This window comes from Nocardioides zhouii (assembly GCF_004137345.1).
GTDB classification, from domain to species: Bacteria; Actinomycetota; Actinomycetes; order Propionibacteriales; family Nocardioidaceae; genus Nocardioides; species Nocardioides zhouii.
Window position 1 is genome coordinate 1 of record NZ_SDWV01000033.1, and the last position, 23,265, is coordinate 23,265.

Annotated in this window: 20 protein-coding genes and 1 pseudogene; 9 read left to right on the forward strand and 12 right to left on the reverse strand. The window is 71.1% G+C overall.

Annotated elements, in window-relative coordinates; all coding sequences use genetic code 11:
- Positions 1–77: 77 nt before the first annotated feature.
- A pseudogene (locus EUA94_RS21160) lies at positions 78–701 on the reverse strand (IS110 family transposase); the annotation flags it as partial.
- A 300-nt stretch (positions 702–1,001) separates the two neighbouring features.
- On the reverse strand, positions 1,002–1,580 hold the full coding sequence (locus EUA94_RS21165; protein ID WP_129428905.1) for a uridine kinase family protein: 579 nt from the start codon (positions 1,578–1,580) through the stop codon (positions 1,002–1,004).
- A 398-nt stretch (positions 1,581–1,978) separates the two neighbouring features.
- Here EUA94_RS21165 and EUA94_RS21170 point away from each other — a divergent pair, with 398 nt between their 5' ends.
- Together EUA94_RS21170 and EUA94_RS21175 are read left to right on the forward strand one after the other, a co-directional pair.
- A complete protein-coding gene (locus EUA94_RS21170) occupies positions 1,979–2,341 on the forward strand; it encodes a YciI family protein (protein ID WP_129428906.1) in 363 nt (120 codons plus the stop codon).
- 32 nt (positions 2,342–2,373) lie between these two features.
- Positions 2,374–3,654, forward strand: coding sequence for an RNA polymerase sigma factor (locus tag EUA94_RS21175; RefSeq protein WP_207210698.1), 1,281 nt, complete (start codon positions 2,374–2,376; stop codon positions 3,652–3,654).
- Here EUA94_RS21175 and EUA94_RS22300 read toward each other — a convergent pair.
- Positions 3,617–3,781: a hypothetical protein gene (locus EUA94_RS22300; protein ID WP_165357089.1), complete on the reverse strand. Its 165-nt coding sequence runs from the start codon at positions 3,779–3,781 to the stop codon at positions 3,617–3,619. The genes EUA94_RS21175 and EUA94_RS22300 overlap by 38 nt on opposite strands.
- Positions 3,782–4,591: 810 nt before the next feature.
- On the opposite strand from EUA94_RS22300, the gene EUA94_RS21180 reads away from it, so the two are divergent.
- From EUA94_RS21180 to EUA94_RS21200, 5 genes are all read left to right on the forward strand, one after another.
- Positions 4,592–5,968, forward strand: a complete 1,377-nt coding sequence (locus EUA94_RS21180) for an APC family permease (protein ID WP_165357090.1) — start codon at positions 4,592–4,594, stop codon at positions 5,966–5,968.
- A 68-nt stretch (positions 5,969–6,036) separates the two neighbouring features.
- The gene (locus EUA94_RS21185; protein WP_165357091.1) at positions 6,037–6,795 is read left to right on the forward strand and encodes a DeoR/GlpR family DNA-binding transcription regulator; all 759 of its coding nucleotides are present in this window, start codon (positions 6,037–6,039) and stop codon (positions 6,793–6,795) included.
- Positions 6,792–8,303, forward strand: coding sequence for a GMC family oxidoreductase (locus EUA94_RS21190; protein ID WP_129428909.1), 1,512 nt, complete (start codon positions 6,792–6,794; stop codon positions 8,301–8,303). Before EUA94_RS21185 ends, EUA94_RS21190 begins: the two co-directional genes overlap by 4 nt.
- Before the next feature lie 24 nt (positions 8,304–8,327).
- Positions 8,328–9,359, forward strand: a complete 1,032-nt coding sequence (locus EUA94_RS21195) for an SIS domain-containing protein (protein ID WP_129428910.1) — start codon at positions 8,328–8,330, stop codon at positions 9,357–9,359.
- On the forward strand, positions 9,356–10,255 hold the full coding sequence (locus EUA94_RS21200; protein WP_129428911.1) for an ROK family protein: 900 nt from the start codon (positions 9,356–9,358) through the stop codon (positions 10,253–10,255). Before EUA94_RS21195 ends, EUA94_RS21200 begins: the two co-directional genes overlap by 4 nt.
- A 277-nt stretch (positions 10,256–10,532) precedes the next feature.
- On the opposite strand, the gene EUA94_RS21205 is transcribed toward EUA94_RS21200, so the two are convergent.
- The 9 genes from EUA94_RS21205 to EUA94_RS21240 all read right to left on the reverse strand — a co-directional run bounded on the left by EUA94_RS21205 (position 10,533) and on the right by EUA94_RS21240 (position 21,049).
- Positions 10,533–11,264, reverse strand: a complete 732-nt coding sequence (locus tag EUA94_RS21205) for a hypothetical protein (RefSeq protein WP_129428912.1) — start codon at positions 11,262–11,264, stop codon at positions 10,533–10,535.
- Positions 11,265–11,280: 16 nt separating this feature from the next.
- On the reverse strand, positions 11,281–11,928 hold the full coding sequence (locus EUA94_RS21210; RefSeq protein WP_129428913.1) for a SatD family protein: 648 nt from the start codon (positions 11,926–11,928) through the stop codon (positions 11,281–11,283).
- A 43-nt stretch (positions 11,929–11,971) separates the two neighbouring features.
- Positions 11,972–14,950: a bifunctional [glutamine synthetase] adenylyltransferase/[glutamine synthetase]-adenylyl-L-tyrosine phosphorylase gene (locus EUA94_RS21215; protein ID WP_129428914.1), complete on the reverse strand. Its 2,979-nt coding sequence runs from the start codon at positions 14,948–14,950 to the stop codon at positions 11,972–11,974.
- A complete protein-coding gene (locus EUA94_RS21220; RefSeq protein ID WP_165357092.1) occupies positions 14,947–15,657 on the reverse strand; it encodes a type 1 glutamine amidotransferase in 711 nt (236 codons plus the stop codon). Before EUA94_RS21220 ends, EUA94_RS21215 begins: the two co-directional genes overlap by 4 nt.
- Positions 15,654–16,538: a hypothetical protein gene (locus EUA94_RS21225; RefSeq protein WP_129428916.1), complete on the reverse strand. Its 885-nt coding sequence runs from the start codon at positions 16,536–16,538 to the stop codon at positions 15,654–15,656. The genes EUA94_RS21220 and EUA94_RS21225 overlap by 4 nt, the downstream gene beginning before the upstream one ends.
- Positions 16,539–16,557: 19 nt before the next feature.
- Positions 16,558–17,904, reverse strand: coding sequence for a type I glutamate--ammonia ligase (gene glnA / locus EUA94_RS21230; RefSeq protein ID WP_129428917.1), 1,347 nt, complete (start codon positions 17,902–17,904; stop codon positions 16,558–16,560).
- Between the two features lie 47 nt (positions 17,905–17,951).
- A complete protein-coding gene (locus EUA94_RS21235; RefSeq protein ID WP_129428918.1) occupies positions 17,952–18,557 on the reverse strand; it encodes a hypothetical protein in 606 nt (201 codons plus the stop codon).
- A 77-nt stretch (positions 18,558–18,634) separates the two neighbouring features.
- Entirely contained in the window at positions 18,635–18,775 is a 141-nt protein-coding gene (locus EUA94_RS22305; protein WP_165357093.1) for a hypothetical protein, read from the reverse strand.
- Between the two features lie 237 nt (positions 18,776–19,012).
- Positions 19,013–21,049 carry an NAD(+) synthase gene (locus EUA94_RS21240; protein ID WP_129428919.1) on the reverse strand — a complete coding sequence of 679 codons (2,037 nt, stop codon included), beginning with the start codon at positions 21,047–21,049 and terminating at the stop codon, positions 19,013–19,015.
- A 124-nt stretch (positions 21,050–21,173) separates the two neighbouring features.
- Between EUA94_RS21240 and EUA94_RS21245 the strand changes: the two genes are divergently transcribed.
- Positions 21,174–22,055 carry a GNAT family N-acetyltransferase gene (locus EUA94_RS21245; protein ID WP_129428920.1) on the forward strand — a complete coding sequence of 294 codons (882 nt, stop codon included), beginning with the start codon at positions 21,174–21,176 and terminating at the stop codon, positions 22,053–22,055.
- 39 nt (positions 22,056–22,094) lie between these two features.
- A complete protein-coding gene (locus tag EUA94_RS21250; RefSeq protein ID WP_129428921.1) occupies positions 22,095–23,240 on the forward strand; it encodes a PQQ-dependent sugar dehydrogenase in 1,146 nt (381 codons plus the stop codon).
- The last annotated feature ends 25 nt before the right edge of the window (positions 23,241–23,265 follow it).

The following is a 23,265-nucleotide window of genomic DNA, read 5'->3' on the forward strand; positions in this document are numbered from 1 at the left end:
CTCGCGCTGGCCTACCCCGACCGGATCAACCCCCACCTGAAATGACCGGCCCCTTACACAGAAACCTTGACAGGCTCGGCAGCGGTGATCACTCTCAGACTCAACCGAGCAGCCTGATCGGGGTCCGGCGCGCGGCCCAGCAGCTCGAGGGCGTCGGGAGCATCGAGATCTTCAAACGCCTGCAGGGCCGCAGGAAAGTACTCCCGCAGCGTCGATCGCAGCCGCAGCACGTGGCGGGTGCGGTCCCAGATCAGTGACTGGTGGGTACGGGCGGTCAGCTTGATCGCCTCGCCCTCGTTGCTGTCGCCGGCCACGGGCCGGTGGTGTGCTCGGTCCAGCCGGACGATCTCGGCCAACAGATGCGCGTCAGCAGCATCGGACTTCGCTCCCGAGGTCGAGTGCCGCTCGCGATACCGGGCCACTGAGAGTGGATTGATCGCGAAGACCTCGTAGCCTGCCGTGGTCAATGCAGCGACCCACGATCCCCGGTCGGTTTCGATGCCAATCTTCACCATCGCCGCTGCGTCCGCGGAGTCCAGGTCGACCCACTCAGCGGGCATCTTCTCTGCGATCAGGCCGTGGAGACGAGCGACCCCGTCCAAGCCTTCGGGTAGTCGTCGACGGGCCAACAGTTTGCCGTCCTCATCCACTATCTCGATGTCGTGGTGGTCTTCGGCCCAGTCATCACCTACGAAAAGCATTCCTGCCTCCTATCCCCGGGTCTGCACCGCGCAGATCCCCAGCAGCGTGGAGGAGACAACCGGCGATCTAATGGTCAAGTGCTCACCGCAAGCCTCACGGGGCACGTCATCCCAGCAGCGATCACGCCTCCTCACGACCAGCAGGCGCACGGTCTGCCGAAAGACCTATCAGGCCAGATCCGAAGAGTGCTGACCCGCCAGCCGCTACCAGAACCGAGCCTGCCAAACATGCCCGGCACAAGCCATTAGATCCGGACGTCTCCTGGCAGCGCGGTACGGGACCCCGCCTGCAACGCTGGGTTAGTGACCTGGCAGTACGAAATCCGCTCGGCTTGCTGGCTCGAACGTTCGCTCGTAGTACTTCTCTGCGTCCGTCCAGAGTTTGATGGACTGTTCGGTGTTCTGACCGCGAGAGACTTGTCGGTCCAGCCGTATCGGCCACGGGGTGTCGACGAAGAGAGACAGGTCCCAGAACTCGCGCAACTGGGGGCGCAGCATGTAGACGCCTTCGACTGCGACGACGCCCTGGGCGGGGAGCTCTACCCAGTCGCCTAGCACGTTGTTCTGCCAGTCGTATCGCTGATAGCGGGTGTCTTCCCCGCGGCGCAATGGTCGGAGCACCTCACGAGCCAAGCGCTCGTGGTCAAAGAATCGCTCGTATCCCTGCTGCGCAGTGAAGGCTGCCCACTCGTCCTCTGCCGGTCCGTAGAAATCGTCGCCTTCGACGACGGCCAAGACTTCTGGGGCGTCGCGGATAGCGACGGCCATGGTCGACTTACCTGAACCTCCTAAGCCGTCGATGCATATCAGCAGTGGACGCTTCGACTCGCTGGTGTCGAGTCGAGAAATCGCAGACAAAACGTCCTTCGGAGTGGTCACGACACGAGTGCACCACGCGGAGAAGGCAGGCCGCCCTTGACTTGTGTGACCGGTGCCCGCGATCACCGGTCAGCGGCATCAGGTGACACTCGGATCGCGTCGGATCCGGACGTTGCAAGTCGGTCACGACCTCTTCCACCTGTGGGAGGCCACGCGATGCTCGTCGCGTGAAGCACATCGGGGACACCAGACGCTCCGCGTCGAGACGGGGCACCAGGTGGGGCCGCTGGAGTGCACTTCAGCACGCAAGGCGGACTCCGGCACGCACGGCGGCGGCGGCGCCGGAAAGATCTTGATGTAGATCCATGCCTGGCTGTCGATCCGGCGGCAGGATGTTCGTCGTCACTAATGACGGAGCCGGACAGGCCGGCCCGCGACCCAGTTCCGGAGGCACCTCCATGGCCAAGTACGCGATCCTCATCTACGAAGACCCGGCCTTCTACGAGAACATCTCGCCCGAGGCGTGGCCCGCGGTGGTCGACGCCCACAGCAAGTTCGTCGAGCAGGTCTTCGCGCTCGGTGGGTCCCTGGCGGGCGGAGAGGCGCTCGCGCCCCCTACGACGGCCACCACGATCAAGGGTGGCGGCACGGTGACGGACGGCCCGTTCGTCGAGACCAAGGAGGCCCTCAACGGCATCTACGTCATCGAGGCGCGCGACCTCGACCACGCCGTCGAGATCGCCAAGCTGTGCCCGGCCCCGGCCCCCGGTGGCGGCGTCGAGGTCCGCCCGGTCGTGGACCCGACGACGAACCCGTTCTGATCGCTCCTAGCGACCAGCCGACCGCGTCCGCCATGCGGGCGGACGCGGTCGCTGCCGCGCTGGCGCAGGCCCACCGCTCCGAGTGGGCCTTCGTGCTGTCCGCCACGGTGCGCGTCGCGGGCGACCTGGACCTCGCGGAGGAGTGCGCGCAGGAGGCGTACGTCAGCGCGCTGCAGGCCTGGACCCGGGGCGGCGTCCCGGAGCGGCCCGGCGCGTGGCTGACCACGGCGGCGCGCAACAAGGCGCTGGACCGGTTGCGTCGCGAGGTCACCCTCCGGCGCAAGCTCCCGCTGCTCGTGGAGCCGGCGACCGTCGATCCGCACGACCCGGCCGACCTGGACTGGCCCTACGCCGCGGTGCCGGACGACCGGCTCCGGCTGGTGTTCACCTGCTGCCACCCCACCCTAGCCCCCGAGGCCCGCGTCGCCCTTACCCTGCGCCTGGTCTGCGGCGTTCCCACGCCCGACGTCGCCCGGGCCTTCCTGGTGTCCGAGCCGACGATGGCGGCACGGATCACCCGGGCCAAGAAGAAGATCTCCGAAGCGCGGATCCCCTACCGGGTTCCGGGCCGGGCGGAGCTGCCCGAGCGCCTGGACAGCGTGCTCACCGCCGTCCACCTGCTCTTCAGCACCGGCCATACGGCCGGGCAGGGGGACGCGCCCGTCCGTGAGGAGCTCTGCGACCGGGCCCTGCACCTCGCGCGCACCCTCGCCGCGCTGCTCCCCGAGCAGGCCGAGACCCGCGGCCTGCTGGGCCTGCTGCTCCTCACCGACGCGCGCCGGGCCGCCCGGACCGCCGAGCAGGGCCGGCTGCTCCTTCTCGGCGACCAGGACCGGACGCGCTGGGACCAGCGCGCGATCCTGGAGGGGCTCACGGTGACAGCCGGCGCGCTGGCGTCCGGCCCACCGGGGCGGTTCACCCTGCAGGCGGCGATCGCCGGCGTACACGCGATGGCGCCGTCCCTCGAGCAGACCGACTGGCCGCGCGTCGTGCACCTCTACGACCGGCTGCTGGCGGTGTGGAACACCCCGGTGGTCGCGCTCAACCGGGCCGCCGCCGTGGCGTTTGCCGACGGTCCGGCCGCCGCCCTGCCGCTCCTCGACGAGCTGGCGACCGATCCCCGGCTCGCCGACTACCCCTACCTTCCCGCCACCCGCGCCGACCTGCTGCGCCGCCTCGGCGACGCCGCCGGCGCGGCCGAGTCGTACCGGCGCGCGATGGAGCTCACGGCGAACGCCGCGGAGCGCACCTTCCTGGAGCAGCGCTTGGCCGAGGTCAGCCGCGCCGCCGGCGCCGAGCCTGCGCCCGGCTGAGGACGGCGGGCTCGGCGGTCACCGCTCCGAGGCCCCGCCGCTCGTTGTCCTCGAACCGGTCGGCGGCCCCCTTGGCCTCGTCGATGCGACCCTCGACGGCGTCCAGCCGCTCGTCACCCGTGCTCATCTGTGCCTCCTGGGTTGTCGATCGGTCCCGACAAGGGGCGGAAGGACGCACTCATCGCGGCAGATCAGTGCGTCCGGCGATGCGCCAAGACGTCGCTCATGGGTGTGCGAAGGTCCTCGCCCCATACCTTGCACATGTACTCGTTGACGCCGATCCGCCGCACACCTGGCACGGCGTGGTTGGAGGGGCAATCCAGGTTGGCGCACCACTCACTTGCAACCTTGGACGGTCCGGTAGCAGTCAGTTCCGGGTCGTCGAAAACCGGAACGGTTCAAGCCCGGCGACGACCAGTCCACCGCAGTCCTCGCACGGACGGTCGGTCGGCTGATGGTCGGTGTGGGTCACCTCCGCACCGTAGTCGCCGATGAACTTGGGTGCTCGGACCTCGGCAGATCCCGACGTCCCCGACACACGGCGAGTGGGCTAGGTCGGACTGACGCCAGTTCGTGCGGCGGACACGAAGTGCTCACCATCAACGACGAGGCACGACATCCCAGCAGCCGTCTCACCTCCGTGCGACCAACGAGCGCACAGTCTGCTGATGCGGACGTCGAGGGCTGAGTCGAGGATTGCGCCTCGCAAGAGGGCGCGTAGCCGTTGGACGCCGAAGGTCGGGTGGTCGTCATGTGACATCGACGGTGGATGAATTTGCTGCGGCCTCTTGACGCCGATATCGATCAAATGTCATGTTTATTCGCACATTGAAGTGAACATCACAGATATCCCGAGGAGATCCAGGTGACCGTTCAGCATCCTGCACCGGCCATGCCGGGCACAGCGACGCAGCAAACCCAACTGAGGACCGGCACCGTGGGGCCGGTCGGCGTCCTGATGCAGTCCATCGCCCAGATCTCCCCCACCCTGGGCGTCTTCTACACGATCGCCTTCACGACGGGCCAAGCCGGCAGGGCGGCACCGCTGACCTACCTCGCAGCGTTCGCGGTCTGCTTGATGCTCGCAGTGCCGATGGTCGGGCTGGCCCGGCACCTGCCGTCGGCCGGCGGCTTCTACACGTTCGTCTCGGCCGGGATCGGGCCGCGGGCCGGCTTCATCACCGGCTGGCTCTACGCCGTGATGGTGACGATCGTGCCCGCCGCGCTGGCCGCGTTTACCGGCGCGATCATGTCGCAGGAGCTGGAGGCACAGTTTGGCTTCGACCTCCCGTGGGGTGTCTACGCCGTGGCGATCCTTGCGATCTGCCTGGCCGCGGCCCACCGAGGCATCTCGATCTCCATCAAGTTCCTGGTCGTGATGACGTGCTTCGAGATGGCGGTCGGCCTGGGACTGGCGCTGAGCGGCGTGCTCAACCCCGGCCCGGGCGGAATCAACGCCTCGGGCTTCAACCCGGGCAGCATCACCGACGGGTCCGGGTTCTTCCTGGCCATCGTGCTGTCGATCTTCGCGTTCACCGGCTTCGAGAGCGCGGCCGCGGTCGGTGAGGAGTCGCGCGACCCCAAGCGTCTCGTACCGTTCGCCATCGTCGGCTCGCTGGTCCTGATCGGGCTCTTCTACTGTGTGACGGCCTGGGGACTCCAAATCGGATGGGGCACCGACGACCTGCAGGCCATGGCCGAGAGCCCCACGGCCCCGGCCTTCGTGCTGGCCGACCGGCTGTGGGGCGACGACGCGTCGCTGATCGTCCTCATCGCCCTGGTGAACTCGGGACTCGGGGTCTGCATCGCGTGCACGACCAGCGCGACCCGCACCTTGTACGGAATGGCTCGCACGGGTGCACTTCCCGACGTCCTGGCCAGGGTGCAGCCAGGCAGCGGCACGCCGGTCGTCGCGGTGTTCGCCCAGAGCGCGGTTGCCCTGGTGATGCTGCTGGCGGTAGGGATCCCGCTCGGCCCGTTCAACCTCTTCAACCTGTTCGGGACCACGGGCACCTTCGTCTACATCCCCATCTTCGTGTTGATGAACATCGCTGCCTTCCGCTTCATCCGCGCCAGGCACCCCGAGGAGTTCTCCGTCGCGAAGTACGTCGTGGCACCGGTCATCTCAACGGTCGCGCTCGCGCTCATTGCCTACAACAGCCTGCAGCCGCTCCCCGACATGCCGGTCCGGTTGGCGCCCCTCATCGCCCTGGTCTACCTGCTACTCGGCGTGGCGGTCCTCTACGGCCGCAACCTGCGTCCCGGCCGGACCGGCTGGATGACCCGCGCCGGCCAGCTTCCGGACCTACCGTGAACGCGTCAGGCACCATGCACATGGGCCCACCGAGCCCACAGAGCACCCGGATGCGAGAGGTGGACGACATGAGCGCCGAATCCAGGCACCAGGAGATCCTGCAGCTGCTGGGACAGAAGGGCACACTGTCGATCGCCGAGCTCGGTGAGCGGTTCGAGGTCTCCGACATGACCATCCGCCGCGACCTCACCGTGCTCGCGTCTGAGGGGCTTCTCGTCCGTACCCGCGGCGGAGCCGCCGCCTCGGCCTCAGGCAGCTTCGAGCCGCCGTTCGTCCTGCGCGAGCGGACGAACGCCGGGGCGAAGCAGCAGATCGCTGCGGCCGCTGCCGCGCAGGTCATCGACGGCCAGACCGTGCTGCTCGACGGCGGCACGACCGGGCTGGCGATCGCCGAGGCGTTGCTAGGTCGCAACCTGACCGTCTGCGCGCTCAACGTCCGGGTCGCCCAGGTGCTGGCCGCCGACTCCTCGATGCGGGTGATGGTGCCCGGCGGCACCATTCGCCCGGGCGAGTTCAGCGTGGTCGGACCCGAGGCGCTGGCGATGGTGTCCAGCTTCCGCTTCGACGTCTACCTGATGACCGCGTCGGGGCTCTCGGTGGATGCCGGGGTCACCGAGTGGAACACCGACGACGCCGCCGTGAAGCGCGCCGCGCTCGACGCGTCACGGCGCACGGTGCTCGTGGCGGACGCCAGGAAGTTCGGCGCTGAGGCCTTCGTGCGGGTGTGCCCGATCTCGAGGGTCGACCGGCTGGTCACCGACGCCGGACTCGCCGACGAGCACCGTCGCGAGCTCGCTGCGACCGGCACCGAACTGGTGGTCGCATGAGCGCCGGGCTGCCGTCGTACGCCGACACCGTCGTGGTCGGCGCCGGCACCGGTGGTGCAGCGTTCGCGGCCACCCTGGCCCGCCACTCCGACGAGCAGGTGCTGCTCCTCGAGGCGGGTCCGGACTACGGGCCTCGCAACTCCGGGCGCTGGCCGGCCGACATGCTCGACGCGCTCGCCATCCCGACCTCCCACGACGTCCGGCTCGACCCCGCAGGGGGGAGCCCGGGTCGCACCGTCGACACTCCCCGGGCCCGCATCGTCGGCGGGTGCTCCGCCCACAACGGGTGCACCGCCTCGGTGAGCGCACGGCACGACTACGACGAGTGGGCCGCTCAGGGCAACGCGGGCTGGACCGCGACCGAGGTGCTGCCGCTGCTCGAGTGGGTGCGCGACCGCTTCCGCGTGCGCCGCTACCGCTCCGCTGAGCTCACGCCTCCCCAGCGGGCCTTCGTCGACGCCGGGCTGGCCGTCGGGCTCCCCTTCGCCGACGACCTCGACGACATCGAGGCGGGTGAGGGGATCGGCCCGATGCCGATCAACATCGTCGACGGCGTGCGGTGGAACGCCTCGTTCGCCTTCCTCGACCAGGTGCGTGACCTCGACAACCTCACGATCGTCGGTGGCGCCCCGATCGAGGAGATCCTGGTCGCCGACGGCGTCGTGGAGGGCGTCCGGGTGGTGCGCGAAGGCACGTCCACGACCGTCTCGGCAAGCCGCGTCGTCGTCGCCGCCGGCGCCTACCACTCACCGGCCCTGCTCCTGGCCTCGGGCATCGGCCCCGCCGACGAGCTCGCCGCCCTGGGCATCCCGGTCCGCGTCGACCTACCCGGGGTGGGCCGGCACCTGCTCGACCACGCCTGCGTCGCACTCGACTTCACCGGCACACCCGCGCTGCCCGCCCAACTCGCCGCCATGGACTGGGGACCCGACGAGCAGAGCCTAGGCCGGCTGCGGTCCACGCGCTGCGACGACGGGCCCTACGACGTCCACGTCTTCATGGTCGCGGGCGCCAACAGCGGACACCCGGACCTCCCGCCCGTCACCCTCTACGGCGGCGCCATGCGCGCCCGGTCTGAGGGGACCGTGCGCCTGAGCCCCGACCGCGACGTCAGCCGCCCCCTCATCGACCACGCCTACGGCACCGATCCCGAGGGCCACGACCTCGCCGTCCTCGACGAGGCACTCGGCCTGCTGCGGAGGATGACCGAGCAGCCGGTGCTCGCCGCCGAATTGGGCGAGCCCGTGAGCCGTGGTGTCGACCCGCTCGACGCGATCGCGAGCTACTGCCACCCCGCCGGCACCTGCAAGATGGGCCCGGCGAGCGACCCGACTGCGGTCGTCGACCACCGCGGCGAGGTGCACGGGGTCCGCGGTCTGCACGTCGCGGACGCATCAATCATGCCTGCGATCACCCGGGGCAACGTCAACCTCCCCACCGCCATGATCGGCGCCCGGATCGCCGCCGCCCTCGCGGGTGTCACCCCGGCCGTCGTCGCCCAGTCCTAGCCACACCCTTCGCGAAGGAACCACATGAGCACCGACCTGACCCCGTTCGAGCGCGACATCCACGCCCAGCCCGTGGCCCTGGAGGACCTCGTCGGACACCCGCTCGACCACGACGCCCGTGCCCTCCTAGGCCGCTCCTGGGACCGCGTGGTCCTCACCGGTATGGGCAGCTCGCACTACGTCGCCCTCCCCACGTGGCGCGCCCTCGTCGGGGCCGGCCGCGCAGCCTGGGCCGTCGACACCGGCGACCTCCTCGAGAACCCGGGTCTGCTGACCCCCGACACGCTGCTCGTCGCGACCTCCCAGTCGGGTGCCAGCGGCGAGGTCGTCGAGCTCCTCGACCGGATCGGGCGAGGGCCGGGGGTCGGTGCGACCATCGGCGTCGCGGAGGACACCTCGAGCCCCTTGGCCCAGCGGGCCGACGTGTTCGTGCCGCTGCGCAGCGGCTCCGAGGCAACGGTCAGCACCAAGAGCTACCTGAACAGCCTGGTCGCCCAGAGCCGGATCACCGATGCCTTCCTCGGCCGCACCTCGACCGACGCCGTCCTCGAGGCGACCATCTCTGACGTCGAGGAGGTGATCGAGCGGACCGACGTGAGCGGCCTCGGCGAGCAGGTGCTGAACCTCGACGGCGTCCGTGTCGCCGCCATCGGCAAGGGCGACTCGGCTGCCACCGCGTTGTACGCCGGCCTGATCACCAAGGAGAGCTCGAAGGTCCCGATGGAGGGCTACGTCGGTGGTGAGTTCCGGCACGGTCCCTACGAGCTGGCCGGCATTGGGCTGACCGCGTTCCTCTACCCGGGCGGGGCTCCCGACGGGGACCAGACCCTGCCCGCGCTCGCGCGCGACCTGGTCGCGTCCGGCGCCACCGTCTACGCGGTCGGCGGCGAGCCCATGCCCGGCGTCCACACTCTGGCGATCCCGACGTCCTCGGGGCTGAGCGCTCTCGCGACCGGTGCCGTGGTGGCTCAGCTTGTCGCGGTCAGCCTGGCGCGCGCCAACGACGTCGTCCCCGGCGCCTTTCTCTACGGCAGCAAGGTGACGACCGCCCTGTGAGCATCGCGTCCGACCGGTTCCTCGGTGTCGACCTGGGCGGCACCGGGACCCGGATCGTCCTCGCCGACGCGTCCGGCACGGTGCTCGCCGACCGATCGGTCGCCACGGCCACCGATCCCCGCGCCGCCGTCGTCGACCTGGGCGACGCGTTGGCCGAGGTCGCCTCCGGCCCTGTCGCCGCCATCGGGATCGGCGCCTCCGGCCCGATCGACAGGGACGGGGTGATCCGCAACCCCGACACGCTCCCGGCCTACACCGGGGCCGACCTGGTCGGAGCGCTACGGGACCGGTTCGCCGCTCCGGTGGTGATCGACAACGATGCCGTGACCGCGGCGCACGCAGAGGCCCGACTGGGCGCGGGCCGGGGCGCGCGCTCGCTGCTGATGGTCACGCTGGGCACCGGGGTGGGCGTCGCGATGCTCAGTGACGGCGTCCCCCTGCGGACCGCCGCCGGCACTCACCCGGAGGCCGGACACCTCGGTGTCCCGGGCGGCGCACCTTGCTACTGCGGACGGTCGTCCTGCTGGGAGCAGAGCGCCTCGCGCTCGGCGCTCGAGGCGGGTGCGGCGCGCCTGGGCCTCGACCTGGACGCCGCAGCAGGAGTCGCCCGCGCGGGCGACCCGGCCGCGACGGACCTGTTCGCGGCGTACGGCGAGGCAGTTGGGACCGGCCTGGTCGACCTGCTCACCCTGCTCGGCCCGGACCGGGTAGTCCTGGGTGGCGGCGGCGCGCGCTTCCTCGACTGCTTCCGCGAGTCGCTCGATGACGTCCTCGGCCGGGTCGTCGGCTGCTACGACCGGCCCTCCGTGGTGCCCGCCACCGTGGGGAACCTGGCCGGCGCACTCGGCGCCGCGCTGCTCGGCACGACGGCGTCGCGGGTCCTCAGGGTCAGGTAGTGGTGCCCGGGTCGCGAGAATGGGTTGGTCGCTGGTCGACCAGCTCGCGAGTCACGCCAAGGACCTCCGAGACCTCCCACGCCGCTATGGCCGCCCCGCGCCGAGCTCTGACTTCGACGCCACCGCGACCAAACGTGGTCAGTACTTCGGGGGGAGACGACCCAACCGCGCGGAAGGTGTGAGCCAACCACTGCTCGCGTTCGAGAATCCATTGGTAGCGGTGAACGCGCGTCGATCTGGGCGGTTCGGGCCACCAGGAGTAGCGCCCGCACGCACCTCACGAAAGCAGCAGCACGTACGACCCAAGCGCCACGAGCCATGACACGAATGACCCCAGCAGGAAATACTCCGTGAGCTGGTGGATCCGCTCCTGGTCGCGTCGGGACGAGAGCTCGGGGAACCGGAGCAGGCCCTTGGCTGCGACCACGACTGAAGCGGCCGTCACCTGACCACCCAGCGCGAGCGCGAGGATGAAGACGCGCTCGAGCGGGCCCAGCAGGCGACCGCCCTTGAGAGGCGTACGCGGCATCGCTCCGTCGGCACCCGGGTTGATGGTGCCGCTCGACTTGAGGATCAGACGTACGAGCACGTTGCCGGTGGAGAGCTGGATGCCGAAGGCGCCGAGCACCAGCAGGAAGCGGTCCGGCGACACCGAGCCCAGGGCCGGCAGCGTCACCGACGAGAGCCACTCCCCCAGCGGGCCAGCGGCAGACGGCGCCAGCCCGGAGCACGCCACCGCAGCCGACAGCGCGACCACGAACACCGTCAGCGGGACCCACGCCGGCCCCGCGTGACCGAAGCCCCAGGTCACCGATGACCCCCATGCCAGCACCACAGCGGCTATGACGAAGAGCGCCAGCACGTCGCGACCGGACGTGAGCCCGGCCAGCAGCCCGACCGACAGCGCGACCAGCGCACCCACGCACTCGGGGAAGAACCGCACCCTGCGCACGGCGTGCGCCAGGTCGGTGACGGCGAAGCCGATCAAGAGGATCCCGAGCCAGCTCATCGCTCACGCCCTCCTGTCACAGGTCTCGCAGCAGCTCGTCGGCCGCCAGCACCACGCCGATGCCCTCCGCGCGGACCCGCTGGGAGACCGCGGACGGGCTGATGCCCAGCTCGTCGGCGATGTCCTGCTGCCGTCGTCCCCTCATCAGACCATCCAGCACCGACATCGACCGCTCCGACAAGCCGGACACGACCTGATCACGTGACATCAGGGCCGCATTGACCAGCGACGGCGGGGGCCCGGCCTCCCCCTCGGCCGCGACGTACGCCGTCCGCACCGCGCGCAGCGGCGCCTTGCGCTCGTACTCCTTGGCCATCTCGATCGCGGCGCGCGCTGCCCACCAGCCAGGGCCGTCCTCCACGCGCGGCTCCTCGGACAGCACCTGCACCCGTCCCCAGCCGATCCCCTGGCGGACGTCGACGTCGGGCAGCAGCGCCATCCGCAGACGAAGCGTCGCGGCGATGGCGTCACCGAGGCTGGCGAAGATCCCCTGGAACTCGTCGCCCAGCCCGATCCGCAGCAGTACCGGAAGCGTGAACGAGGCGTTGATGGCGTCGATCGCCTTCTCGAAGCGCGCGTGGACGGCGGCCCGGTCGCCAGTGCGACGGGAGCCCACCAGGTCACCGATGACGGTGACTGAAGCCTTGGCCTTCACCTCGTCCATATGAAGATCATACCTTATCTCAGACGAGATGAAGCAAGGGGATTCACTCCCAGAAGACCCGCTCGACCACGGCGTGGGCCCGGCGGGTGGTGCGGAGGTAGTCGTTGACCATCTGGTCCGACGAGCCCTGTGGGTAGCCGAGCACGCTGGCCACGGCAGCCCGCTCGCGCGCGTCGCGCGGCAGCTGGTCGGCCGGCTTGCCGCGTACGAGCGTGACGGCGTTGCGCACCCGGCTGACCAACCGCCAGGCCTCGGCGAGCATCTCGGCATCGTCTGGCGAGATCAGCGACGCCTCCGCAGCAGCGGACAGAGCAGGCAGGGTCTGGGGGGTCCGCAGGGCGGCCACGGCACCGGCGTGCCGCATCTGCAGCAGCTGCACCGTCCACTCCACGTCGGCCAGTCCCCCGCGGCCGAGCTTGAGGTGGGTCTGCCGGTCCGCGCCGCGCGGCAGCCGCTCGTGGTCGACGCGCGCCTTGATCCGGCGTACCTCGATGACGTCGTCCTGGGTGATCCCCTCGACCGGGAACCGCAGCGGGTCGATCAGCTCGGTGAACCGCGCCCGCAGGGCCTCGTCGCCGGCGACCGCGTCGGCGCGCAGCAGGGCCTGGAACTCCCACACGTGCGACCACTTGGCATAGTAGGCGGAGTAGGACTCGACGGTCCGCACCATCGGGCCGTTCTTGCCCTCCGGGCGCAGGTCGGCGTCCACCTCGAGCGGCGGGTCGCTGGCCGGCAGCGACAGCAGCCGCCGCACCTCGGCGACCACGGCGGTCGCGTACGACGAGGCGACCTGCGCCTCGACGCCCTCGAGCTGCTCGTGCACGAACATCACGTCGGCGTCGGAGCCGTACGACAGCTCGAAGCCGCCGTAGCGACCCATCGCAATGACCGCGATCTTCGAGGGCGGCGACTCGAGCGAGCGCTGGCGCCGCACCGACTCCATCGCGATGTAGAGCGTCGCCTGCAGGGTCGCGTCGGTCAGCCGGCTCAGCCCCTGCCCGACGAGCGCCACGTCGGTCCCGGCCACGAGCTCGCCGCACGCGATCCGCAGCAGCTCGCGGCGGCGTACGGCCCGCACCGCCACCGCGGCGGCCTCGGCCGTCTCGGCCCGCTCGGTCAGCGCCTGCATCTCCGCGAGCGCGGCCTCGGCGCTGAGCGGCAGCAACGACTCCCCCAGCATCTTCACGCCCTGCGGCTCGCGCTCGAGCAGGTCGGTGGCGTAGCGCGAGGTGCCGAGGATGTGGGCCAGCCGCTGGGCGACCTCGCCCTCGTCGCGCAGCATCGTGAGGTACCACGGCGTCCGCCCCAGGCTCTCGCTGATCCGCCGGAAGCCGAACAGCCCGGCGTCGGGATCGGGCGAGTCGGCGAACCACTCCAGCAGCACCGGCAGCAGCGTCCGCTGGATGTCGGAGGTGCGCGAGACCCCGCTCGTCAGCTTCTCGAGGTGGCGCAGCGCGGCTTTCGGGTCGGCGAAGCCCAGGGCCGACATGCGGGCCTCCGCGGCCTCGAGCGAGAGGCGGGCCTCGGTGCCGGGGAGCTTGGCGACGGCACCGAGGAGCGGGCGGTAGAAGATCTTCTCGTGCAGCCGGCGCACCTCGCGGCGGTGGTAGCGCCACAGCTTGTCCAGCTGGACGGCCGGCTCGGAGAAGAAGCCGAGCGAGCGGCCGAGCCGCCGCAGCGACGCGTCATCGTCGGGCAGGACGTGCGTACGCCGGAGCTGGTGCAGCTGGATCCGGTGCTCGAGCGTACGGAGGAAGGCGTACGCCTCGTGGAGCTTCTCGCCGTCCTCGCGGCCGACGTAGCCGCCGTCGGTCAGCTTTGCGAGCGCGCTCAACGTGGCGCCTTCCCGCAGTGACGCGTCGGCGCGGCCGTGCACGAGCTGGAGGAGCTGGACGGCGAACTCGACGTCGCGCAGGCCGCCCGACCCGAGCTTGATCTGCCGCTCGGCCTCCTGGGCCGGGATGTGCTCGACGACGCGTCGGCGCATCGCCTGGACGTCGCCGACGAAGCCGTCGCGACCCGCAGCGCTCCACACGAGCGGCTCGATGATTTCGAGGTACGCGCGGCCGAGGGCGAGGTCGCCGGCCACCGGCCGGGCCTTGAGCAGGGCCTGGAACTCCCAGGTCTTGGCCCACTTCTCGTAGTAGCCGCGGTGGCTGGCCAGTGTCCGGGTGAGCGGGCCCTGGCTGCCCTCGGGGCGGAGGTTGGCGTCGACCGGCCAGATCGTTCCCTCGCGGGTGTGGTCGGAGCAGATCCTGATCAGGTGCGAGGCCAGCTGGGTCGCGGCCCGCAGGGCGGTGCCTTCGTCGGCACCGTCCACTGCCTCGTGGACGAAGATCACGTCGACGTCGGAGACGTAGTTGAGCTCGTGGCCGCCGCACTTGCCCATTGCGACCACCGCGAGCCGGGCCGACGTGGCCGCCTCGCCCACCCTGGCGCGGGCGATGGCGAGCGCCGCCTCGAGCGTGGCCGCCGCGAGGTCGGAGATCTCGGCAGCGGCGTCGTCGACGCCCACGTGGTGGGCCAGGTCGCGGGCGGCGAGGCGCAGCAGGATCCGGCGGTACTCCACGCGCAGCGCGTCGACCGCCTCGGCATCGGGCAGCCCGGCCACCGGCATGGCGACGCCGGGGTCGGCGCCGACCGCAGTCAGCATCGCCTCGCGGACGGCGTACGCCGCGGCGCGGGTGGTGCCCAGCGTGGGGTCGGTGAGCTCGCGCCAGTGGTCGGGGTGCCGGACGAGGTGGTGGGTCAGCGCGGTGCTGGCGCCGAGCACCGTGCAGAGCCGCATGGCGGTGCCCTCGTCGTCGGCGACCTCCCGGAGCATCGCGGCACCGGCGCCGCCCTGGGCCTCGTCGAGCGCGTCGGACAGTCGCAGCAGGCCCTCGAGCGCGGCGTCGGGGTCGGCACTCGCGGCGAGCTTGTCGGTGAGCGGCTTGCGGGCCTCGCCGAGGCGGTCGATCCCCTGCACGGCCGCCGGTCCGTCGACGAAGCCGATGCGGATGAAGTCCCCCGACGTGCTCACCGCTCCTCCCCCGCGATCGCGGCGAAGCGCGCGAGCAGCGGCTTCCAGTGCGCCTCGAGCGCCGGCTCCGCCTCCTTGATGTCAGCGAGCACGACGGCCTCGTCGAGGCCGAGCGCGACAAGGTCGTCGCGGTCGTCGGCGGCCCAGCCGGTGACGACGTCGGTGTCAACCTCGGGGTGCGCCTGGATGCCCCACGCCCGCTCGCCGAACCGCGCAACCTGCACCTCGCCGCCGGGGGTCCGCGCCAGCACCACGCCACCGGGCGGCATCGTCACCACGACGTCGTTGTTCCAGTGGATCGCGATCTCGTCGGCGGTGCGGCCGCCCACCCACGGGTCGGCCGCGGCGTCCTCGCTCCAGCCGACCGGCTGCAGGCCGACGGTCTGCCCGCGCGGGTTCTTCGCCACCTCACCGCCGAGCGCGGCCGCGATCACCTGGTGGCCCAGGCAGATGCCGAGCATCGGGATGTCACGCGCGTCGCGGATCGACGCCTTGAGCGGCGCCAGCCACGGCGCGCGGTCGTCGTCGTACGCCCCCATGTCGCCGCCCATCACCAGCACCCCGTCGTACGACGTCAGGGCGGGCAGCGCGTCACCGGCGTACGGGCGACACACCTCGAGCGTGCAGCCGGCCTCCTCCAGCCAGCGGCCCACGAGGTGCGGCGGGCACGACTCCTGGTGCTCGACGACGAGGATGCGCGGGCTCACGCCATCACACTGCCCCACGTGGACTCGAACCAGAGGCCGAACAGCCCCATCGCCACGCCGGCGCCCACCGACAGCGCGAGCAGGTCACCGCGGCGCCGCACCGCCGCCACGGCTCCGGCGAGGAGACCCGTGCCCGCCAGCAGGCAAGGCGTCGCGAAGCTCCACGGGTTCTCGATCTCGTTCCAGCGGTGGACGACGCCGCCGCCCTCGCTCACGTAGGTGTAGCCGGCGAACAACAGGAGCACCGCCAGCGTGCCGACGAGGAGGACCACCGCGACGCGGACCCCGCGCCCGCCCACCCGCGGCCACCAGGCACCCGTCAGGCCGGCGACCACCACGAGGCCACCGGCGACGACGCCGGAACCGTAGGTCCACCGCTGCTGACCGCTCCACCGCCAGTAGGCGCCGCCCTGCCAGCACGTCCAGGCCAGGAAGGCCCCGGTTGCGGCAAGGGCGAGACCGGCGAGCGCGCCGGCCACGCGGGTCGACCGGCCCTCGTCGAGGGGAGCCCATGACCCGGGACCGACGGCTGCGGAGACGAGCCCCGCGATGCCTGCTGCGGCCGAGAGTGCGACGTACCAATCCCCCACGCCAGCGCCGCTGAGCCCGGACCAGGCGTACGCCGCCAGGAGCAGTCCGGCGCCGCCGAGCGCAAGGCCGAACCGGCGCGTGTACGGCACCAGCGCGAGCAGCGCGGCCAGGGGCACGACGACCGCGGGGCCGAACGCCACCGGGTCGATCCACGACGCGACCGGAGTGGCGTCGAGCGTGGGCTCGCGCCGCTCCTCGAGCACGTCGAGGCCGATCCAGACCCACATCGGCGCCTGGACGACGAGCGTCCAGGCGGCAGCCCACGAGAGCCAGTCGCGCAGCCACCTCATCGAGCGAGTCCCGGCGTGATCAGAGGACCGGGAGCATCCGGTCGCGCTCGTAGGCGGAGACCTGGGTGCGGTACTCCTCCCACTCCGCGCGCTTGTTGCGCAGGAAGAAGTCGAAGACGTGCTCACCGAGCGTCTCGGCCAGCAGCTCGGAGTCCTCGGCGATGCCGATCGCGTCGTGGAGGCTCTTGGGGAGCGGGGCGATGCCGAGCGCCTTGCGCTCGCGCTCGGTGAGGCTCCAGACGTCGTCCTCGGCCTCGCGCGGCAGCTCGTAGCCCTCCTCGATGCCCTTCATGCCGGCAGCGAGCGTGACGGCGAAGGCCAGGTAGGGGTTGCACGCCGGGTCAATGGTGCGCAGCTCGATGCGGGTCGACTGGCCCTTGTTGGGCTTGTACATCGGCACGCGGATCATCGCGGAGCGGTTGTTGTGGCCCCAGCAGATCGACGAGGGGGCCTCGCCGCCGCCGAGGAGCCGCTTGTAGGAGTTGACCCACTGGTTGGTGACGACGCTGATCTCGCTGGCGTGGCGCAGGATGCCGGCGATGAACTGCCGCCCGGTCTTGGAGAGCTGGTACTGCGAGCCGGCCTCGAAGAACGCGTTGCGGTCGCCCTCGAAGAGCGAGACGTGCGTGTGCATGCCCGAGCCGGGGTGCGTGGTGAAGGGCTTGGGCATGAAAGAGGCCCAGATGCCCTGGCCCAGCGCGACCTCTCGGATCACCGTGCGGAAGGTCATGATGTTGTCGGCGGTGGTGAGCGCGTCGGCGTAGCGCAGGTCGATCTCCTGCTGGCCGGGGCCGCCCTCGTGGTGGCTGAACTCCACCGAGATGCCCATCGCCTCGAGCATCGTGATCGCCTCGCGGCGGAAGTCGGCGCCGCGCGACTGCGCGGTGTGGTCGAAGAAGCCGCTGCGGTCGACCGGCACCGGCTCGTCGCCCTTCTCGGGGGCGTTCTTGAAGAGGTAGAACTCGATCTCGGGGTGCGTGTAGAACGTGAAGCCCTTGTCGGCCGCCTTGCTCAGCGTGCGCTTGAGGACGTGCCGCGGGTCGGCGTACGACGGACTGCCGTCGGGCATCACGATGTCGCAGAACATCCGGGCCGTCGCCGGTCCACCGTCCTCGCCGGTGCGCCACGGCAAGATCTGGAACGTCGACGCGTCGGGGTGGGCGAGCATGTCGGACTCGTAGACGCGGGCGAAGCCCTCGATCGCCGAGCCGTCGAAGCCGATGCCCTCGTCGAAGGCGTTCTCCAGCTCCGCCGGCGCCACGCTCACGCTCTTGAGGAAGCCGAGCACGTCGGTGAACCACAGCCGGACGAACCGGACGTCACGCTCCTCGAGCGCGCGGAGTACGAAGTCCTCTTGCTTGCCCATGGCAGCAGCCTAGGGGCAAGCAGGAGGCCTCCTCCGCCACCGCTCGCTCAGTGGCAGATGTTGACGTCCTGCGAGCCGAGGACGCCGTCCCACACCTCGCGCATCGGGTGGAGCCAGCTCTGCGTGCTCGGCACGAACGCGATGCTGCCGGCGACCTCCTTGTGCACGCCCCTGACGCGGACCTTCTCGACAACGATCGGCATGGTGACCTCGCGGCTGCGTACGCCCTCGAAGCAGGCGGACGCCTTCTTCTTGGTCACGGCCTCCGCGAGAGTGACCTCATCGCCCTGCAGCTCGCCGTTGTAGCGCCAGGCGAGCGTCGTGCGGTAGCCGGTGTGGCCCTCCCACGGTGCCTTGATCGCGACCGACATCCCCCAGGTGTGCTTCGTGAGGATGTCGAAGGTGACGGACCCGTTGCGAACCGTGCGGGTGCGGGAGTTCCAGATGTCCACCTCGCCGGCGTCGGCCTCGGCGTACGTGCCCAGGGCGCTCGTCAGCTGGATCTCGCAGCCCTCGCAGTCCTCGACGGTGAAGGTGAACGCGGTGCGCGGCTGGGCCTCGGCGGGTGCGGCCGGGGCGGCTTTGGCGACCGGGGCGATCAGGGCGGTGAGGACTGCGGCGCCGAGGACGGCGGTGGTGGTGCGGATGGTCATGTCACTGGCTTCCATAGGTGGGGTGTCAGTGACAGGACGCGGCCCCTCATACATGGGTTGCACCGAGGTGGGAGTGTCTAGTCGTCGCCGAGGGTGTTGCGCTCGAGCTCGGCCAGCGTCGGCCGGCCCCGGTTGCAGAAGACCTCGAGGTCGACCGAGTTGCGCCCGTCGCTGAAGACCGCGTCGACGTCGTCGTCGGGCCCCTTCTCCCAGCTCACGATGCGCCAGCCGGCGGTCTTGTCGGGGCGTACGCGGGCTAAAGGCGCGCTAAGGCGTCGGCTGGCTCCGTCCTGGGCGGTGGTCCACCCACCTTTCGGACGCGCGAAAGGTGGCTCAGCCACCGCCAACGGCGCGGCGTACGCCGACGCGCGCGGAGGCGGTGATCCACCCACACTCCGAGCGCTCGGAATGTGGGTGGACCACCGCTCGATCGAGACGGCCCCGCCCACAGGAGCTCAGAAGGTGGGGACGTCCCGCTCGATCTCGGCCAGCCAGGTCGTGCCCTTGGCGTCACTGGGCATCCGCCAGTCGCCGCGGGGGCTCATCGTGCCGCTGGAGCTGACCTTCGGGCCGTTGGGCAGCGCCGAACGCTTGAACTGGTTGGCGAAGAACCGCTTCACGAAGACCTCGAGCCAGGTGCGGATGTCGGCAAGCGTGTACGCCACCCGCGCGTCGGCGGGGAACCCCGGCGGCCACTCCCCTGCCTCGACGTCCTTCCACGCGTGCCAGGCCAGGAAGGCGATCTTGCGCGGCCGGAAGCCGTGGCGCACGACGAGGGCGAGGGTGAAGTCCTGCAGGTTGTAGGGGCCGACGGTGTCCTGGGTCGCCTGCGGCTTCTTGCCGTCCTCGGTCGGGATCAGCTCGGGGGTGATCTCCTGCGTCAGGATCTCGCCGAGGACCTCGTTGGCCTCCTCGAGCTCGCCGTGGCTGATCACCCAGCGGATGAGGTGCTGCACGAGCGTCTTCGGCACACCGGCGTTGACCGTGTAGTGCGACATCTGGTCGCCGACGCCGTACGTGCACCACCCGAGCGCGAGCTCGGACAGATCACCGGTGCCGACGACGATGCCGCCGCGCTGGTTGGCCAGCCGGAAGAGGTAGTCGTAGCGCAGCCCGGCCTGCACGTTCTCGAACGTGACGTCGTAGACCTTCTCACCGTCGGCGTACGGGTGGCCCATGTCCTTGAGCATCTGCTCGGCGGCCGGCCGGATGTCGAGCTCCTCGAAGGTGACGCCGAGCGCCTCGGACAGCCGGGTGGCGTACGCCTTGGTGGTCGAGCCGGTCGCGAAGCCGGGCATCGTGAAGGCGAGCACGTCGCTGCGGGGCCGGCCCAGGCGGTCCATCGCCTTGCACGCCACGATCAGCGCGTGCGTCGAGTCGAGGCCGCCGCTGACGCCGATGACGGCCTTCGGCGTGCCGATCGCGGCAAGGCGCTGCTCGAGGCCCGAGACCTGGATGTTGTAGGCCTCGTAGCAGTCGAGCTCGAGCCGAGCCGGGTCGTCGGGCACGAACGGGAAGCGGTCGACCTTGCGCCGCAGCCCGATGTCGCCCGTCGGCGGCGCGAGGGCGAACTCGATCTCGCGGAAGTCGTCGGCGGTGTCGTGCGTACGCCTGTTGTCGTCGAAGCTGCCCTGCCGCAACCGCTCCTGGCGCAGCCGGTCGAGGTCGACATCGACGACCGTACGGCGCGGCCCGTCGGGGAACCGCTCGCTCTCGCCGAGGAGGTCGCCGAGCTCGTAGACCATCGTCTGGCCGTCCCAGCTCAGGTCGGTCGTCGACTCGCCCTGGCCTGCGGCCGCATAGACGTACGCCGCTGCGCACCGCGCGCTGGCGCTGCGGACGAGCAGCCGACGGTCCTCGGCGCGGCCCACCGTGATGGGGCTGCCGCTGATGTTGGCCAGCACCGTGGCGCCCGCGAGCGCGGCCCGCGCGCTCGGCGGCACCGGCACCCACATGTCCTCGCACACCTCGACGTGGAGGGAGAGGCCGGGGACGTCGTGAGCCGTGAACACCAGGTCCGGGCCGAACGGCACCGTCTCGCCCCCGAGCTCGATCCACTCGCCGGACATGTCGTCGCCCGGGGCGAACCAGCGGCGCTCGTAGAACTCGCGGTAGTTGGGCAGGTAGGACTTGGGCGCGACGCCGAGCACCTCGCCGCGGCAGATGATGACCGCGCAGTTGTAGACGCGCGAGCGCCACGCCAGCGGCGCGCCGATGACCAGCACCGACATCAGGTCGGCACTCGCCTCGACGACCTGCTGGATCGCCGCGAGCACCCCCTCCAGCAGCGCGTCCTGGAGGAAGAGGTCGTCGACCGAGTAACCGGTCAGGCCGAGCTCGGGGAAGACCGCCACTGCGACGCCGTCCTCGTGGCAGGCCCTGGCCTGCTCGATGACCTCGGCGGCGTTGGCGGCGGGATCGGCCAGGTGCACGGGCACGGTGCACGCTGCGACGCGCGCGAAGCCCTGGGCATAGGCGGAGTAGAAGTCCACGCGCTCACTCTAGGGAAGTCCCGCTCGCTGCCGGCGTAGTCCAGTGACGAATGGCTGCCCAGAGCCCGCGTCGACAGCCGAAACTCACTGGACTACCGGGGCGGGACGGCGTCAGGGTGCCGACATGGAGATCACGACCTGCGCCACCGATGCCGACTACGAGGACTGGCGCCGGGTGCGGATCGCGGTCATCCCGTACGAGCGCACGCAGTCCCTCGCCGAGCTCCGCGCCGGGGACACGCCCGACCGGCTTCTGCTGCTCGCCCGCGAGGGCGACACTGTCCTCGGCCACGGCCTGGCGCAGCGCGCCGACAGTGCGAACGCGGGTGGCGTGATCCCGCGCGTGCTGGCCGAGCACCGGCGCCGCGGCGTCGGCACCGCGCTGCTGCACCGGCTCGCCGACCACGTCGCCTCGCTCGGGCTGCCGGTGGTGAGGGCCAGCGTCGACGACGAGCCGTCGCGCCTGTTCGCCGAGCGGTTCGGGTTCGAGGAGGTCAACCGCGAGGTCGAGCAGACGTACGTCGTCGACGCGGCGCCCGACGTCACGCCGGCACCCGCGGGGGTCGAGGTGGTCACCGCGCAGGACCACCCGGGGCTGTGGGAGGGCTGCTTCGAGGGCTTCGGCCGCGAAGCGCTGGCCGGCTTCTCCGTCGACACGCCGCTGGACGTCAGCCTCGAGCGGTGGACGCGCGACTGGCTCGGCGACCCGATGTTCCTGGCGCTCCACGACGGCGAGGTCGTCGGCTGCGCGGGGCTCGGCCTCGACGCCGACGACCCGACCCGCGCCGAGAACTCCCTCACCGCCGTACGTGGCGACTGGCGCGAGCGCGGCCTGGCGGTCCACCTCAAGCAGCGCGCCATCGCCTGGGCGGCCGGGCACGGCGTCGCCGAGATCTACACGTGGACCCAGGACGGCAACGCCGCGATGCGCTCGCTCAACACCCGCCTGGGCTACGCCACCACCCGCACCGGCATCCAGGTCGCCCGCGCACTGCCGCTGGACTGACGGGTTCCGCCGACCGCGAGCCAGCGTTAGCGTCGACGCGTGACCCGTCTCGTGCGTACGTCCCTCGTCCTCGCCACCGCCCTCGCGCTCGCCGCACCGGCCGGCGCCCACGCCCCGAGCGCCACCGTCACCGTGGACACGCCCCGCGCCGCCGCTCCGACGTTGCAGGTGCGCACCGTCGTCCGCGGGCTCGCCAACCCGTGGGACGTGCAGGAGGGACCCGGCGGGCGGTTGGTCGTCTCCGAGCGCGACCGCGCCCGCCTCAGCGTCGTCCGCAACGGCAAGCGGCGCACCCTCGCCAACCTGTCCAAGGTGGTCTGGGTCTCCGGCGAGACCGGTCTGATGTCGCTGGCCGTCGACGCCGGGTCCCGCACGCTGTGGGCCTGCCACGGCTCGAGCGCCGGAGGCAACCACGTGCAGGTCACCCGCTGGCGCGTCGACCGGAAGTGGCGTTCGCTGTCGAAGCGCCGAACCATCCTGACCGGCCTCCCGTCGACGTCGGGACGCCACGGCGGCTGCCGGCTGCTGCTGGACCGGGACAGCGACGCCCTCATCATCGGCACCGGCGATGCGGCTGTAGGCACCAACCCGCGCGACCTCGACTCGCTCGGCGGCAAGGTCCTGCGGGTCCACCGGACGACGGGCGCGCCGATGGCGGACAACCCGTACGCGACGGCGTCCACCGCGCGCCGGTTCGTGTGGACGTACGGCCACCGCAACGTCCAGGGCCTCGCCCAGCGCGCGGACGGCACGCTGTGGTCGGTGGAGCACGGCAGCTATCGCGACGACGAGGTCAACCGGCTCGTGCCCGGCGGCGACTACGGCTGGAACCCGGTCCCGGGCTACAACGAGGCCGTCCCGATGACCGACCAGTCGCTCCCGGGCACGCAGCAGGAGGCTGCCTGGTCGTCCGGCGACCCGACCATCGCCCCGGCGGGAGCCGCGTGGGTGCGGGGCTCCCAGTGGGGCAGCCTCGAGGGCGCGCTCGCCGTGGCGGTGCTCAAGGACTCCGAGATGATCTTCCTGCGCTTCGACGACGCCGGTGCCCTCGTGTCGGTGACCCGGCCGCAGGCCCTGGCGCGGTTCGGCCGCCTGCGCTCGGTCACCTCCGCCCGCAACGGCGACCTACTGGTCACCACCGACAACGGCACCGACGACCGGGTGCTGCGGGTCTCGCCGCGGTGACCTCTCGGTCCGGGCCGCGTCCACA